Annotated in this window: 3 protein-coding genes; all 3 read left to right on the top strand. The window is 70.7% G+C overall.

All coding sequences use genetic code 11. The features are described from left to right. The first annotated feature begins 120 nt into the window (after positions 1-120). Genes ASC91_RS06730 through ASC91_RS06720 form a run of 3 tightly spaced genes read left to right on the top strand, consistent with a single transcriptional unit; the run spans position 121 to position 16,840 of the window. Positions 121-1,839, top strand: coding sequence for a ShlB/FhaC/HecB family hemolysin secretion/activation protein (locus ASC91_RS06730; protein WP_056194165.1), 1,719 nt, complete (start codon positions 121-123; stop codon positions 1,837-1,839). Further along, entirely contained in the window at positions 1,839-15,449 is a 13,611-nt protein-coding gene (locus ASC91_RS06725; protein ID WP_056194162.1) for a filamentous hemagglutinin N-terminal domain-containing protein, read from the top strand. Before ASC91_RS06730 ends, ASC91_RS06725 begins: the two co-directional genes overlap by 1 nt. Further along, on the top strand, positions 15,446-16,840 hold the full coding sequence (locus ASC91_RS06720) for a caspase family protein (RefSeq protein WP_157281239.1): 1,395 nt from the start codon (positions 15,446-15,448) through the stop codon (positions 16,838-16,840). Before ASC91_RS06725 ends, ASC91_RS06720 begins: the two co-directional genes overlap by 4 nt. The last annotated feature ends 16 nt before the right edge of the window (positions 16,841-16,856 follow it).

Genomic DNA, 16,856 nt, shown 5'->3' with positions numbered 1-16,856 from the left:
CGCTTGTCGGACGGCATCCGCTCATTTACGGGACTCGCGCGGAACTCAAACGCCAGAGTCGTGACTCACCACGGGTGCGACCGCCAGGTCATGCCCGCCGCCCCTGCTACGGACCCGACCTTGCTGCTCGATCCCCGCCACTGCCGCTCGCCCTTGCGCCTCAGCCTGCTGGCCGCGCAGTGGCTCGCCTGTGCTTCGGCCTGGGCCGCCGGCACGCCGCCGGTGGTGCCGACACCGGCCGAGCTGGCCCGCCCGCCCGAGGCTCGCAACACCGAGCTGCCGCCCGAGCGTCCGCAGCAGGTCACGCGCGAGCTCGGCAAGCCCGACGACGAGCTCAAAATCGACGTCACCGCCTACAGCCTGTCGCCCGACGCCCCAGCCGCCCTGCGCGAGGCCCTGCCGCGATTGACTGCTGCCTTCGTCGGCAAGGACCGTGGCTTCGAGGATCTCGTCAACGCTGCCAACGAGGTGACCCGCTTCCTGCAGCGCGACCTGGGGCTCTACCTGGGTTACGCCTACATCCCGGAGCAGACCTTCGATGGCCAGACGGTGCGCATCGCCGTGCTGGAGGGGCGCCTGGACCGGGTCGTGCTGAACTGGAGCGACGGCCTGCCGGTGGACCGTGAGGTCGTCGAGGCCTATCTGGCACGCCTGAAGCCCGGCGACGTGCTGACGGTGGAAGCCGTCGAGCGCACGGTCTTCCTCATCAACGACCTGCGCGGCATCGTCACGCGGGCCGAGGTCAAGGCCGGCAGCGCGCCGGGCACCGCCATCCTCGAATTCACGCCGCGCGCCGAATCGCGCTACAGCGGCAGCGTCGACGGCGACCTCAACGGCTCCAAGGTCATCGGTGCCCAGCGCCTGGGGGCCCAGGTCGTCATGGCCAGCCCGCTGGGCCGCGGCGACGGTCTGTCGGCATCAGTGCTGGCCTCCACCGGCGGCGGCCTGCTGTTCGCGCTGCTGGGCTACACCAGCCCCATCGGTGCCGACGGCTTCAAGGCCGGCGCGTCGCTGTCGGCGGTGCGCTATCAGCTCGACAAGAAGGAATTCCCCCTCGGCCTGGACGGCACCGGCACGACGCTCAACCTCTTCGCTCTCTACCCCTGGGTGCGTTCGCGCAACCTCAACCTGTTCGCGCTGGGAGCCGTCGACGCCAAGCGCTATGTCGACAAGGTCGCGGCCCTGTCGACGAAGAAGCATGTGGAAGACGCCAGCGTCGGTGTCAGCGGCGATTTTCGCGACAGCCTGCTGACCGGCAGCGTCAACACCTTCGAGCTCAACCTGGCGCAGGGCCGGCTCAACTTCCCGGCCGGTGCGCCCAGCGGTGGCGACGATGCGGCGAGCTTTCGCAAGCTCAGCTTCGCGGCCTCGCGGCTGCAGAACGTGCTGAGCAATCGGCTGTTGGCCTATTTCACGATGCGCGGCCAGTGGGCCCTGTCCAACCTCGACTCGACCGAGCAGTTCCGCGCCGGTGGCCCGAACGGCGTGCGCGCCTATGCGCCGGGCGAAGGCACGGGCGACAGCGGCGCCGTCGCCAGCCTGGAGCTGCGCTGGCTGCCGCCGGCCAGCCTGTTCGGGCGCTGGGCCAGCGAGCTGGTGCTGGCGGCCTTCTACGACGGCGCCTTCATCCGGTACCGCCATGATCCCAACCTCGTGCTGCGCGAGCCCGGCTACGTGAACCGCGCCTGGCTGGGCGGCGCGGGGCTGTCCCTGGTATGGGCGCGCGGCAACGCGTATGCCTTCCGCATGAGCCTGGCCACGCCCACGCACGGCCATGCCAGCACCGAAAGCCAGTCGAGCAAGCTGCGCCTGTATGCCCAGGGATCGTGGAGCTTCTGATGTGGCGCCTGCAACCCCTCGCCCTCGCTCTGTGCCTTGCCGCAGCCTATCCGGCTGCCCATGCGCTGCCTCAAGGCGCCCAGGTCGTGCAGGGCCAGGTCGCAATTCGCCCGGGCCTGATCCAGCAGAGCAGCGACAAGGCCATCGTCAACTGGCAGAGCTTCTCCATCGCCGCGGGCGAGGGCCTGCGTATCCAACAGCCCAGCGTCAACTCGGTGCTGCTGAACCGCGTCGTCGGTGGTGACCCGTCGCTGATCCTGGGGCAGTTGCAGGCCAATGGCCGGGTCTTCCTGATCAACCCGCGCGGCATCGTCTTCGGGCGGGGATCGCAGGTGGATGTCGGCGGTCTCGTCGCGTCCACGCTGGACCTGTCCGACACCGCCTTCATCGCCGGCAACTACCGCTTCTCGGCGGGCGCGGGCGCCAGCGCGCTGCAGGCTGATGGCAGCATCAGCGCGCCGGGCGGCACGGTGGCGCTGGTCGCCCCCCAGCTCAGCGTTGGCGGCAGCATCGCGGCGCGGCGCGTCGGCCTGGGCGCAGCGACCACCGTGCAGGTCGACGTGGAGGGCGACGGCCTTGTCCTCTTCAATCTGCGCAACAACGACAACCGCGACGTCGCGCTGAAGTTCAACGGCCGCGTGCAGGCCGACGGCAGCGCCGAGCTGCGCGCCCAGGCTCGCGGCGGCGCGGCCGGCCAGGTGCTGAACATGGACGGCATCGTGCAGGCGCGGGGCTTGAGCCAGCAGGGCGGGCACATCGTCATCGACGGCGGCACGGCCGGCATCACCACAGTCAACGGCGGCCTGGACGCCAGCGGCGAACGAGGCGGCAGCATCACCGTGCTGGGCCAGAAGCTCGCGCTGCTGGACGGCGCCCGGCTGGACGCGTCCGGGCGCCTCGGCGGCGGCAGCCTGCAGGTCGGTGGCGGCTTCGAGGGCAGGGGCACCGAGCACAACGCCGAGCAGACCTGGATAGGTGCCGGCGCTGAGCTGCGCGCCAGTGCCACCGAACGGGGCGATGGCGGCCGCATCGCCGTCTGGGCTGACGGACGCACCGACATGCTCGGCAGCATCTGGGCCCGCGGCGGGCGTCTGGGGGGCAATGGCGGCATGGTCGAGACCTCGGGCCGCCAGCAGCTCAACCTGCTCGGCCGCGTTGACGCCGGCGCACCGCTGGGGCGGTCGGGCCAGTGGCTGCTCGACCCCAACGACGTGGTCATCAAGGCCAACAGCGGCACCAACACCAACGTTGGCGCGGCGCCGAATTTCGCCAGCACGGACGATGCCGCCGTGGTCGACGTTGGCGCCCTCAACAATGCGCTGTCCGGCGGCACGTCGGTGACGGTGCAGACCCTGGCCTTGGGCACCAACGGCCAACATGGCGACATCGACGTCCAGGCCGCCATCGTGCCTACCGGCGCGGCCACGCTGAACCTGATCGCCTTGCGCAACATCAGCTTCAGCGCCGGCAGCATCGGCGCGGGGGTAGGTGCCCTCAACGTCGTCCTGCAGGCCGGTGGCGACATCACCGGCAGCACCATCAATACAGGCGGCGGCAGTCTGGCCGCGACAAGTTCGGGCGCGGGCACCGTCGCACTGGGCAGCGTCACCAGCGCAGGCCTGACCCTCAGCAGCGTTGGCGGCGACGTCGTCCTGCCGACCGGCACGGTCACGGGCAATGTCGGCGTCACCACCAGCGGCAGCGGCGCGATCACGCAGGCCGGCGCGTTGGCGGTGACTGGCACGACGGGTGTCACCACGGGGTCCGGCAACATCACGCTGACGGCGGCCAGCAACAACCTGCAGGGCGCGGTCAGCCTGACGACCACCGGCATCACCCAGGTCAGCAATGGCAGCGGCCATGCGCTGACCCTGGGCACGCTGAACACCCATGCCCTCACCGCCAGCGCCACCGCCGCCAACCTGAACCTGGGCAGCGGCACCGTCACCGGCAACCTCAGCGCGACGACGACCGGTACCGGCACCATCACCCAAGGCGGTGCGCTGACGGTGACCGGCACCACGGGCTTGAGCAACGGCAGCGGCAACATCACGCTGGCCTCGGGCAACGACCTGCGGGGGCTGGTGAGCGTCACCACCACCGGCAATGCGCAACTCGTCAATGGCAGCGGCAAGGACTTGTCCCTGGGCGCGCTGAGCGCTGGCGGCCTGACCGTCAGCACCAGCAATGCCAATCTGGACCTCGGTAGCGGCTCGGTTGGCGGCAACCTCAGTGCAGCGACGACGGGCACCGGCACGCTGACGCAGAGCGGCGCACTGACGGTGACCGGCACGTCGGCCTTGAGCAATGGCAGCGGCAACATCACGCTGACCTCGGCCAACGACCTTCAGGGCGCGGTCAGCATCACCAGCACCGGCACGACCCAACTCGGCAATGGCAATGGCAAGGCGCTGACCCTGGGCACATTGAGCACCCATGCGCTCACCGTCAGCACCAGCGGCGCCAATCTGGACCTGGGCGGCGGCACCGTCACCGGCAACCTCAGCGCGACGACGACAGGCAGCGGCACGCTCACGCAGACCGGCGCACTGACGGTGACCGGCGCCACGACCCTGAGCAACGGCAGCGGCAATATCACGCTGGCCTCGGCCAACAATCTGCAAGGTGCGGTCGACATCACGACCACCGGCACGACGCAGATCGCCAATGGCAGCGGCAATGCGCTGACCTTGGGCACGCTGAGCACGCGCACGCTGACCGTCAGCACCAGCGGCGCCGCCCTGGCCCTGGGCAGCGGCACGGTCACCGGCGCCCTCAGCGCGACGACGACGGGCACCGGCACCCTCACGCAAGGCGGCGCGCTGACGGTGACGGGCGTGACGGCCCTCAGCAATGGCAGCGGCAATATCACGCTGACCACGGCCGGAAACGACTTCCAGGGCGCGGTCAGCATCACCAGCACCGGCGCCACCCAGCTCAGCAATGCCAATGGCAACACCCTGACCCTGGGCACGCTGAACACCGGCGCGCTGACCGTCAGCGCCAACCATGCCGACCTGGTGCTGGGCAGCGGCACCGTCGGCGGCAACCTCAGCGCGACGACGACGAACAACGGCACGCTCACGCAGAGCGGCGCGCTGACGGTGACGGGCACCAGCAGCCTCAGCAATGGCAGCGGCGACATCACGCTGACCTCGGCCAACGATCTGCAGGGGGCCGTCAGCGTCACGACGACCGGCACCACGCAGATCAGCAATGGCAGCGGCAAGGCCCTGACCCTGGGGACGCTGAGCGTGCGCGACCTGACGGTCAACACCAGCGGCGCCAACCTGGGCCTGGGCAGCGGCACCATCAGCGGCAACCTCGGCGCGACGACGACCGGCACCGGCGCCATCACGCAGAGCGGTGTGTTGACGGTGACCGGCACCAGCGGCCTCAGCAGCGGCAGCGGCGGCATCACGCTGGCGGCGGCCAACGACCTGCAGGGCGCGGTCAGCCTCACCAGCACGGGCAGCAGTCAGGTCGTCAACGGCAGCGGCAAGGCCCTCGCCCTGGGCACGCTGAACACCGGCGCGCTGACGGTCAGCACCAGCAATGCCGACATCGACCTGGGCAGCGGCACGGTGGCCGGCACCCTGAGCGCCACGACGACGGGCAGCGGCACCATCACCCAGAGCGGCGCGCTGACAGTGACCGGCAGCAGCGGCCTCAGCAACGGCAGCGGCAACGTCAACCTGACGTCGGGCAACAACCTGCAAGGTGCGGTCAGCGTCACGACGACGGGCACCACGCAGCTCAGCAATGCCAGCGGCAACGCGCTGACCCTCGGCACGCTCAGCACTCGCGCCCTGACGGTCAGCACCAGCAATGCCAATCTCGGCCTGGGCAGCGGCACCGTCACCGGCAACCTCAGCGCCACCACCACCGGCACCGGCGTCATCACGCAGGGCGGTGTGCTGACGGTGACCGGCACCACGGCCTTGGGCAACGGTAGCGGCAGCATCACGCTGACCTCGGCCAACAACCTGCAGGGCGCCGTCGGCATCACCACCACCGGCACGACGCAGATCGCCAATGGCAACGGCAACGCGCTGGTGCTGGGCACGTTGAACACCCACGCCCTGACCGTCTCCACCAGCAATGCCAATCTGGGCCTGGGCAGCGGCACGGTCACCGGCAACCTCAGCGCGACGACGACGGGCGCCGGTGCCATCACGCAGGGCGGCGCGCTCACGATCAGCGGCACCACAGCCTTGAGCAACGGCAGCGGCAACATCACGCTGACGTCGGCCAACAACCTGCAAGGCGCGGTCAGCCTCACCACCAGCGGTACCACGACGCTGGGCAACGGCGGCGGCAACCCGTTGACGCTGGGCACGCTGAACACCGGCGACCTGACCGTCAGCACCACGGCCGGCGGTGCGCTGAACTTGGGGCAAGGCAGCATCAACGGCACGCTGAGTGCCAGCAGCCACGGCGGCGCCATCAGCCAGACGGGCGCGTTGTCGGTCAGCGACATCGCCACGCTGGATGCCACCACGGCCGGCAACATCAGCCTGCCCAACACCAGCAACCAGTGGCATGGCCTGAACCTGGTCGGCAACTCGCTGGACCTGCGCTCCGGCGGCGATCTTGAAATCCTCAGCCTGACCCAGCCCGCCAATCGCGCGCTGACGCTGTCTGCCGGTGCCAACCTCATCCTTGGCCCGGTCGCCAACATCAACACTGGCACCGCCGACCTGGCGCTGATCAGCGGCGGCAGTTTCACCATGGGCGGCGTGCTGGCCGGCCACAACGTCGAGCTTCAGGCCCAGACCGGCCTCAGCCTGGGCCAGAACATCACGGCCAGCGGCACGCTGAAGCTGACGACGGCCAGCGGCGACGTCAACCAGACCGGCGGCAGCCTGCTCGTCACCGGCACGACGACGGTCTCGGCCGGCGGCTCGGTCATCAGCCTGAACCAGCCGACCAACCAATTCGGCGACGTTGTCAGCCTCAGCGGCGGCACCACCGGCGTGACGGACAGTGCCGCGCTGACACTGGGCACAGTGAACACCGGCGACCTGACGGTCACATCGACTGGCAACCTCGGTCTCGGCCAGGGCAGCGTCACCGGCACGCTGAGCGCGACGAGCAACGGCGGCGCGATCACGCAGACCGGTGGCCTGACGCTGACCGGTGCGACGACGCTGAACGCCGGCGCGGCGGACATCACGCTGAACCAGGCCAGCAACGATCTGCAGGGCGCCATCACCGCCACGGGCGGCGCGGTGTCATTGCGCAGCGCCAACAACCTCAACCTCTTCGCGCTGACCCAGCAGCCCAACAAGGGCCTGGAGCTGGAGGCGGGCGGCACCCTCATCCTGCCGGCCGGCACGAGCAATATCGACACCGGCACCGAAGCCTTGACCCTGTCCAGCGGTGGCGTGTTCAGCACCTTCGGCACGCTCAAGGGCGGCGCCGTCACGCTCAAGGGCCAGTCGGCCACGCTGGCGCATGACATCACGGCCACCGCTGCCCTCGCCGTGACCAGCACCAGCGGTGTCATCAACCAGACCGGCGGCCGCATCAGCGCCGCGGGCACGAGCAGCTTCGATGCCGGCGGCCAGGCCATCACGCTGGACGCGGCGACAAACCAGTTCACTGGCCTGGTCTCGCTGACCGGCGGTACCACCCAGATCAGGAGCCAGGGCGCGCTGGGGCTGGGCGGCCTGGCGACCGGCTCGCTGCAGATCCTGGCTGGCGGCGCACTGGGCTTTGGCACGGGCAGCATCGGCGGCGCCCTCAGCGCCACCAGCAGCGGTGCCGTCACGCAGGCTGCTGGCGGCTTGAGCGTCACCGGCACCGCAACCCTCAACGCCGGCGGCGCCGACATCACGCTGGGTGACCTGGCCAACAGCTGGACCGGCGCGGTCGCGCTGACCGGCAGGAATGCCGTGCTCACCGGCAGCAGTGCTGTCACGCTGGGCCATGTCAATGCCACCTCGCTGACGCTGACGACGGGCGGCGCCGTCAGCCAGGGCGCGGGCACGACCATAGCCCTGACCGGCGCCCTGGGCGTGGACGCGGGCGCTTCGGCCATCACCCTGGCGAACACCGGCAACCAGCTGGGTGGCATGGTCACGCTGAAGGGTGGCGCCACGCAGCTGCGCACCACCAACGCGCTGACGCTTGGCACGCTGGACACCGGCGCGCTCACAGCCAACAGCGCTGGCGCCATGAACCTGGGCCACGGCACTGTTGCCGGCAATCTGGCCGCCACCAGCGGCAATGGCGCGATCACCCAGGCCGCCGGCGGCTTGAGCGTCAGTGGCACTTCCAGCATCAACGCGGGCACGGCCGACATCACGCTGGACGACGCGGCCAACGGCTGGACCGGCGCCGTGGCGCTGACCGGCCGCGACGTGCGCCTCACCGACACCAGTGCCGTCGATCTCGGCGCGGTCAGCATCCACTCCCTCGTGCTGAAAGCCGGTGGCGATGTGACCCAGAGTGCGCCGCTCAGCCTGACCGGCGCCTTGAACGTGGATGCGGGCAGCGCCGCCATCACCCTCAACAACACCAGCAACCAGCTCGGCGGCCTGGTCACGCTCAAGGGCGGCGTTACCCAGGTGAAGACCGCGGCCGGGCTGACCTTGGGGCCGTTGACCACCGGCGACCTCACGGTGGGCGCTGCCGGCCCGCTGAACCTGGGCCAGGGCAATGTCACGGGCAACCTCGTGGCCAACAGCGGCAATGGCGCCATCAGCCAGTCCGGCTCGCTGCATGTGACCGGCTCCGCCGCCTTCACCTCCGGCAGCGGCAACATCACGCTGGCCAACGCCGGCAACCAGTTCCTCGGCGCGCTGAGCCTGACCGGCAATGCGGTGACCCTCTTCAACCAGCCCAGCCTGAGCTTCGGCACGCTGAGCTTCAACAGCCTGGACGCCACCAGCAACGGCAGCATCACGCTGGGTAGCGGCACGCTCAGCGGCGCGTTGACCGCGCGCGCCCTCGGCGGCGCCATCACACAGATCGCCGGCGGCCTTACCGTCGCCGGCAACGCGACGCTGCAGGCGACGACAGGCATCACGCTGACCGATGCGGCCAATCACCTCAACGGCGTCGTCAGCCTGAGTGGCAGTGCCAGCGCGGTCACGAACGCCGGCGGCCTGCGCCTGGGCACGCTGGCCACCGCCGGCCTGACGCTGAATGCGGCCGGCACGCTGGACCTTGGCAGCGGGGTCGTTGGCGGGACCCTCACGGCAGTCAGCAGCGGCGCCATCAGCCAGTCGGGTGCCCTGTCAGTGAGCGGCGGCACCAGCCTGAATGCGGGCAGCGCCGGCATCTCGCTCGGCCAGGCCGGCAATGCCTTCGCCGGCAGCGTCGACCTGCGTGGCGGCACCACCGTCATCACGGGTGCCGGCGCGCTGAGCCTGGGCAGCCTCAATGTCGGCGGGCTGACGGCGTCGGCCTCCGGCGCGCTGCGCCTGGGGACAGGCACGGTGGGGGGCAACCTCAATGCCGGCGGTGCGGCCATCACGCAGGCCTCCGGCGGCCTGGCGGTCAGCGGGGCGTCCACGCTGAGTACCGGCAGCGGCAACATCGATCTTGCCGAGGCGGGCAATGCCTTTGCCGGCGCGGTCAGCCTGGTGGGGGGCGATGTGACCCTGGCCAACAGCGGCGCCCTGCACCTGGGCAGCTTCGCGGTGCATGACCTCAAGGCCAGCGCCGGTGGCGACCTCGACCTCGGTGGCGGCACCGTGAATGGCGAGCTCACGGCCACCACGCGTGGCAGCAGGATCAGCCAGTCCGCGGCGCTGACGGTCAACGGCGTGGCCAACTTCGTCGCCGATGGCGGCCTGGCCACTCTGGTGCTGGACCAGCCGGGCAACCAGTTGCTGGGCGGCATCGCCATGCGCGGAGTAAATGGCGGCAGCTTCGCCAGCGCCGACATCAGCAGCGCGCTGGACCTGAGCTTCAGCGGCGATGTTCAGACGCTGAAGCTCAGCAGCGGCGGCCTGCTGACCCTTGGCGGTGGCCGGAGCACGACGCTGACGGCCGCGGCCCACAGCGGCATCGTGCAAACCGGCGCGCTGCAGGTCAGCGGCCTGACGACCCTGATCGCCCAGGGCGGCACGGTCATGCCAGTCGACATGGTCCATGCTGGCAACGACCTGAACCGCGTGCAGTTGCAGACCCAGGCCGGCGGTAGTCTCGGCCGTGTGCAGCTGCGCGATGGCGACGGCAGCCGGCACGACGGCCTGCAGTTGCTGGGCGACGCGGCCAGCCTGGAGATCACCTCAGCCGGTGCGCTGGACTTGGGCGGCGGCCGCTACGGCAGTCTGATGGCTGACACGAGCGCCACCGGCGCAGCCCTCACGCAGAGCGGCGCTCTGGCGGTCAGCGGCCCGGCGACGCTGAAGGCTGGCGGCGGCGCGATCACGTTGATCCGCCCCGACAACGACTGGGGCGGCCTGGTGCAGCTCGGCGGCGGCACAGTGCAAATCATCGCCGCCGGCGCGCTGACCCTGGGCGATATCGCCACAGACAGCCTGAGCGTGAATTCGGCCGGTGCCCTCAACCTGGGCCAGGGCGTGATCGGCGGTGCCCTGCTCGCAAGCAGCGGCGGCAACGCCATCACGCAATCTGGCGCACTGCAGTTCGGTGGCGTGGCCACGCTCAACGCCGGAGGCGCGGACATCGCGCTGCCCCACGCCGGCAATCAGTTCCTCGGCGTCATCAACCTCGCCGCCCGCGACGCGACGCTGTTCAGCCTGCCCGGCCTCAGCCTCGGCACATTGGCTCTGCGCAGCCTGGACGCGAGCAGCAACGGCGGCATCATCCTGGGCACCGGCAACCTGAGCGGCGCGCTGAGCGCACGAGGCGCCACGATCACTCAGATGGCGGGCGGCCTCGCCGTGGCGGGCGGCAGCACGCTGCAGGCAGCGGGCGACATTACGCTGACAGAAGCGGCCAACCAACTGGGCGGCCTCGTGAATCTGACTGGTGGCACGACGGCCCTGAGCAATGCCGGCGACCTAAGTCTGGGCAGCGTCGCGACCGGTCCCCTGACGCTGGAGGTGGCCGGCGCGCTGAACCTCGGCGGCGGCCAGATTGACGGCGAGCTGAAGGCGGTCAGCCGCGGGCTATTGACCCAGACCGGTTCGCTCGCGGTCAGCGGCGCAGTCACGCTGGACGCTGGCGCCGCGGCCATCAGCCTCGGCCAGGCCGGCAACGCCTTTGCCGGCACAGTCATCAACCTTACCGGCGGCAACACCCTGCTCATCAACAGTCGCCCGCTCAGCCTCGGCCTGCTGGACGTGGGCGACCTGACGGTCGCCTCGAATGGTGTGTTGCGGCTTGGCAGCGGCACGGTCCGCGGCGAACTGAAAGCGAGCAGCGGCGGGGGCGCGATCGGCCAGGTCGCTGGCGGCCTCAGCATCGCCGGCGCGTCGACACTGGACGCAGGCAGCGCCGCCATCCAGCTCAACGAGGCCGCCAATGCCTTCGGTGGCCCGATCCATCTGCTGGGCGGCGATGTGAGCCTCGTGGCCAGCGGCGCGTTGCGCCTGGGCAGCTTCACAACGCGCGATCTCAAGCTGAGCGCCGGCGGCGACATCTCGCTGGGCGGCGGCCGCGTCAGTGGCGATCTGACGGCACTGATCCGGGGAACGACCCTCACCCAGACCGGTGCGCTGTTTGTCGCAGGCTCGAGCGATTTCATCGCCGACGGCAGCCTCGTGAATCTCGTGCTGAACCAGCCCGGCAACCAGTTGCTCGGTACGGTCAGCATGCGCGGAGTGAACGGCGGCAGCTTCGCCAGCGCCGACATCAGCAGCGCGCTGGACCTGACGTTCAGCGGCGATGTGAAGATGCTTACGCTCAGCAGTGGCGGCCTGCTGACGCTGGGCGGCGGCCACAGCGACAGCCTCAGCGCCGCGGCGGCCAAGGGCATTCTGCTGACCGGGCCGCTGCAGGTGAGCGGCCTGACGACGCTGATCGCTACCGGCGCGGCCGTGCCCGTCGACCTGGCCACCCATGGCGCGGGCAACGACCTCAACCGTGTGGAGCTCAAGGCCCAGGCCGGCGCCAGCCTCGGACAGGTGCAACTGCGCGATGGTGATGCGGCACGCCATGACGGTCTCAAGGTCACGGGCGATGCCGCCCAGCTCGAGGTCACGTCGGCCGGCGCGCTGGATCTCGGTGGCGGCAGCTACGGCAGCTTGGGCGTGGACACCGCGGCGACCGGCGCTGCCGTCACGCAAAGCGGCGCGCTGACGGTCGCGGGCCTCACGACCATCAAGGCCGGCAGCGGCAATGTCACTCTGACCCGGCCCGACAACAGCCTGGCGCACTTCGCGATCGACAGCGCCGGCATCGCCAGCCTTGTCAGCGCGGCCGACTACAGCGTCAACGCGAGCAATGTCTCGACCCGGCTCGAACTCGGCGGGCCCGGTGCCATCAGTCTGGTGGGCCCGCTGTCGGGTAGCGGCGAGCTCGTCATGAGCGGCAGCGGCAGCCTGACGACGACGACGGCGCAGAGCTACAGCGGCGGCACGCGCATCAACTCGGGCACCGTGGTGCTGTCGGGGCCCTCGGCCCAGGCCGGCAGCGGTGCGGTGCAACTCGAAGGCACAGGCCAGCTCGATCTGCGCGACGGTGCCGTCATGAGCGCGGAGCTGGTGGCCAATGGCGGGCGCGTGATCAACATCTCGGGTGCTGGCACGCTGGCCGGTGCCGTGACGCTGAAGGCGGCCGTGACGGAGTTCCTGCCTGGCACCGGCGGGCTGACGATCAGCGGCTCAATAGTCGACGGCGGTGCCGGCTTCGGCCTGCGCCTGGCCAGCAGCGGCACACTGACGCTGGCCGGCAGCAATCACTACGGGGGCATGACCGACATCGCCTCCGGCACCCTGCGCGTCACCGGTGAGCTGCCCTCGGCAAGCGCGGTGCAGATCGCCAGCGGTGCGCTGTTGGCCCTGGGCAAGGACCAAGCCATCGGTTCGCTCGCCGGCGCGGGCCGCGTCGAGCTCGGCAGCTTCACACTGGGCACGGGCCTGGATGGCACGAACACGAGCTTTTCGGGCAGCCTCACCGGCAGCGGCGGCCTGACCAAGCTGGGCAGCGGCCGCTTCGTGCTGAGCGGCAGCGGCGCCCACACCGGCGCGACGCGCGTGGCGGCGGGTGAACTGGTGCTGGCGAGCAGCACCGCGCTGAACGACGTCACGGCCGTGAGCGTGGAGGCGAACGCCACGCTGACGGTGCAGCAAAGCCTGAACTTCGGCTCGCTCGCCGGCGCCGGCACGGTGGACGTGCAGGCGGCGCTGCTCGGCGTCGGCAGCAATGGCGGCAATACGCGTTGGGATGGCGCCATCATCGGCAGCGGCGGCCTGGCCAAGCTCGGCACCGGCGTCTTCACGCTGGCCGGTCACAACACGCTGGCGGGCGATCTGCAGGCCAATGCCGGCGCGCTGCAGCTCGAAGGCGCCGGCGCTGTCAAACCCTTGGCCGCCGGCGCAGCAACAGCGCCGGTCGTGCCGACCTCGGCTGGCGTCAACGTGGCCGACGGTGCGACGCTGGAGTTGCTGACCGACGTCGACCTTGGTGCGCTGAGCGGTGCCGGCCAGGTGCAGCTCAATGCCAACACGCTGGTCCTGGGCGCCAGCGGCCGCAGCAGCCGCTTCGACGGCGTCATCGGCGGCGATGGCGGCCTGAGCAAGGCGGGCAGCGGCACGCTGACGCTGGGCGGCGCCAACCTCTACACCGGTGCCACGCGGGTCGACGGCGGCAGCCTGGTGCTGGATGCGGAGCAAACCCTGGCGGTGGCCAGCGCTCTCGTCATCGAGGCGCCGGGGCAGGTGCAGGCCAATGCGCGCCAGACGGTGGCCTCTCTGAACGGTGGCGGCAACCTGGTGCTGAACGGCGCATCCCTGGCGGCCGGCGCCGATGGCGCCGACGGCCGCTTCGACGGTGTCGTCAGCGGCAGCGGTGGCCTGGTCAAGCAGGGCGCCGGTATGCTGACGCTGACGGCCGCGCACCGCAACAGCGGCGCCACCGTCATCGAGGCCGGCACGATCCAGCTGACCGGCAATGGCGCCCTGGGTTCGGGCGAGATCCAGAACCAGGGCGAGCTGCGGCTCTCGCGCAGCGACGCGCTGACGCTGGACCAGGCCATCAGCGGCCGCGGCAGTCTCGTCATCACCCAGGGCCAGGTGACGCTGGGCAGCGCCGCCAACAGCTACGGCGGCGCCACCCAGGTGCTGGGCGGCGGCCTCATCACGACGGCGGCCGAGCGCCTGTCCGACGCCAGCGCGGTGCAGGTGGCCGCCGGCGCCCAACTGCAACTGGGGGGCGCCGAGACCATCGCCTCCCTGCAGGCCGCCGGCAGCGTGCGCCTGGCCGGCGACCTGACGACGCGGGCCGAGCAGGTCTACACCGGCAGCCTGACCCTGGGCAATGCGGCCGGGCTGACGCTCACCGGCACGCTGATCGACGCCAGCCGCAGCACCAACCAGTTCGGCAGCGCGCCGCTGGGCCTGAGCGGCGGCCAGGCCCTGGTGGCCGCCAAGGACAGCCTGCAACTGGGCGACGTGACCCTGTCGAGCGGCGGCCGCGTCGAGGCGGGCCGCCTGGCCATCAACGGCAAGCTGCAACTCACGGGCGGCAGCCTTGCGTTGGTGGCCCAGGCCGCGCCTGACGACGCCAAGGCCACGCTGCAGGGCACGGCCCAGGTGCCGGTCGCCGGCCAGCCGCTGGCGGTGGCCGAGGCGACCGTGCAGCAGGGCAGCGCGAGCGCCATCACGGTCGCCGAGGGGGCCTCCCTGTCGGTGCAGGCCGCCGGTGGCGGCTCGGTGCTGCTGGCCCAGGATGCCAACAGCTTCAAGGGCCAGCTCTCGGCGCTCAGCGGCGCGAACTACAACTCCGCCTGGGCGCCGAATGCCAAGGGCGGCCAGGCCGTGCAGTCCGAGGTGCGCGTGTCCGGCCAGCAGGTGGGGGTGGGGGGCAGCGGCATCGAGGCCGACCTGATCTACATCCGCGCCGACCAGCTCGCCACGGCCGGCGACGCCAAGCTGGTGGCCCGCATGCCGTTCGACGAGATCGTGCTCGGCAGGGCCTTGTCGGCACCGGGCATGGTGCTGGAGCTGGCGCCCGGCGCCTTCGGCACGCCCGGCAGCTTTGGCGCCGTCAACGGCCAGCCCATCCGCATCGAGGTGGGTTCCACTGCAACGGGGGGGCGCACGACGGGACCGAACGCCGGCTATCTGACCGTGCTGCCCAAGGCCGGTGCGCAAGGCTCGACAGCGGTCGTGCTGATCGGCCCCGAGGTTGGCAGCCAGCCCACCACCGGCGGCACGGCCTATCGCTTCTTCCATGATGGGGCCAGTCAGGCAACGGAGATCCCGGTGGTCTATAACGGAGTCCTGCCGCTGACGCCGGCGGCCTCTGGAGCCCTGTCTTCCATCAATGGCGACGCCGAGGACGCCCGCCGTGCCCGCTTCCAGGAGACCGTGCGCACCGAGAACGTGACGGTGCGCTTGCGTTCCGGCGTCATCGCCGAGGTCGGCCCCGGCCGGCCATCAACCCAAGGCAGCGAGGGCGCCAAGCCGCCCGAACTGTGCGACCCTGCGGCCCAGCCTGCGCTGAGCTGCAAGCCAGCGAGTCCATGAGCGTGTTGCCCGAAACCCATTCTTGCCCCCGCCTCGCGCGCCGCCGCTTCCTGTGGGGCTCGTTGCTGGGCGCGGGACTGGCCGTGCGGCCCGTCGCGCGGGCCGCCGCGGACTCTCAGCTGCCGAGCACCGAGATCCGCCTGGCGCTGCTGCTGGGCAACCGCAACTATCCGCAGCCTTTCGACCTGCCGCCGATTCCGAAGAACCTGCGCGACCTGGAGGCGGTGCTGGAGCGACGCGGTTTCAAGGTCACGTCGGCGCTGGACCTGGACCTGCCGGCAGCGCGCCGTGCGCTGGAAGTCTTCATCGCCGAAGCCGCCGCCAGCCCGGCGGATGCAACCGTGTTCTTCTACTTCAGCGGCCACGGCGTGCAAGTGGACGCGTCCAACCTGCTGCTGCCCGCCGGGCTCAATCCCTCGGCCAAGGGCGAGCTGCTGCAAAACAGCAGCATGCAGCTGCTCAGTGACGTCGTGCGCCGCCTGCCCGCGCGCCGCGAGGGCATGATCATCGCGGTCGTCGATGCCTGCCGCACCGGCCTGCGTGCCGGCGAGCTGGTGGGCCTGAACCAGGTCGAGGCGCCGCCGGGCTGCCTCATCACCTTCTCCACCGGTGCCGGCAAGCCGGCCATCGCGCCGGCCGTCGAGACGCAGAACACCTTCTACACCGGGTCGCTGGTCAAGCTGATGGGCAGCGTGTCCGACCAGACGACCTTCCCCGAGCTGATGCAACTGGTGCGCAGCGACGTGCGCGAGACCATGCTCAACCACCCGGTGGCCGCCATCCGCCAGCTCGCGCAGGACCCCTTCATCGCCGACCACACCCGCGTGCGCCTGAACGTGGAGCCCAAGCGCGCAGGTGCTGTGGCGCCGGCGGCGCCCGACATCGACGAGGACGCGGTGCTGAAGAAGCTCGAGCAGCTGGCCTGGCCCGCCGAAGTGGTGCAGGTGGCCGAGGACTTCCTGAAGGCCCGGCCCGAGAGTCCCTTCGCACCTGGCGTGCAGGTGGCACGTGACGGCGCGCGCAGTGCGCTCAAGGCACTGCAGCGCAGCGACGTGCGCTTGTACCGCTCGGCCTTTTCATTCAACCCGGACATGCCCGCCGAGCAGCGGCAGGATCTGCTGCGCTGCGGCCGCGGCGACAAGGACGCCGCCGCGCGCATGGCCTGGCGCGTTCGTGGTCAGAACACTGGCGGCTATGGCTCCTCTGCCGCGCAATCGCGCTACGAAGGCTGGATGCAGTTCGCCGTGGCCCTGGGCAACGGCATTGCCAGCTACGAGCTGGCCCTGCATTTCCGCAACACCGGCCAGCCGCTGCTGGCGTCGCAGTTCGAGGCGCGTGCCCGCGACCTGGGCTACACGCCGCCGCCCGACCTGGACAACGTGCGCAAGTAGGGCCGGCGCAGCAGCC

Origin of the sequence: Pelomonas sp. Root1237, assembly GCF_001425055.1 — a bacterium.
Classification (GTDB): domain Bacteria; phylum Pseudomonadota; class Gammaproteobacteria; order Burkholderiales; family Burkholderiaceae_C; genus Pelomonas.
The sequence above is the reverse complement of the archived record's forward strand: the minus strand, read 5'-3'. Positions and strand labels throughout refer to the sequence as shown.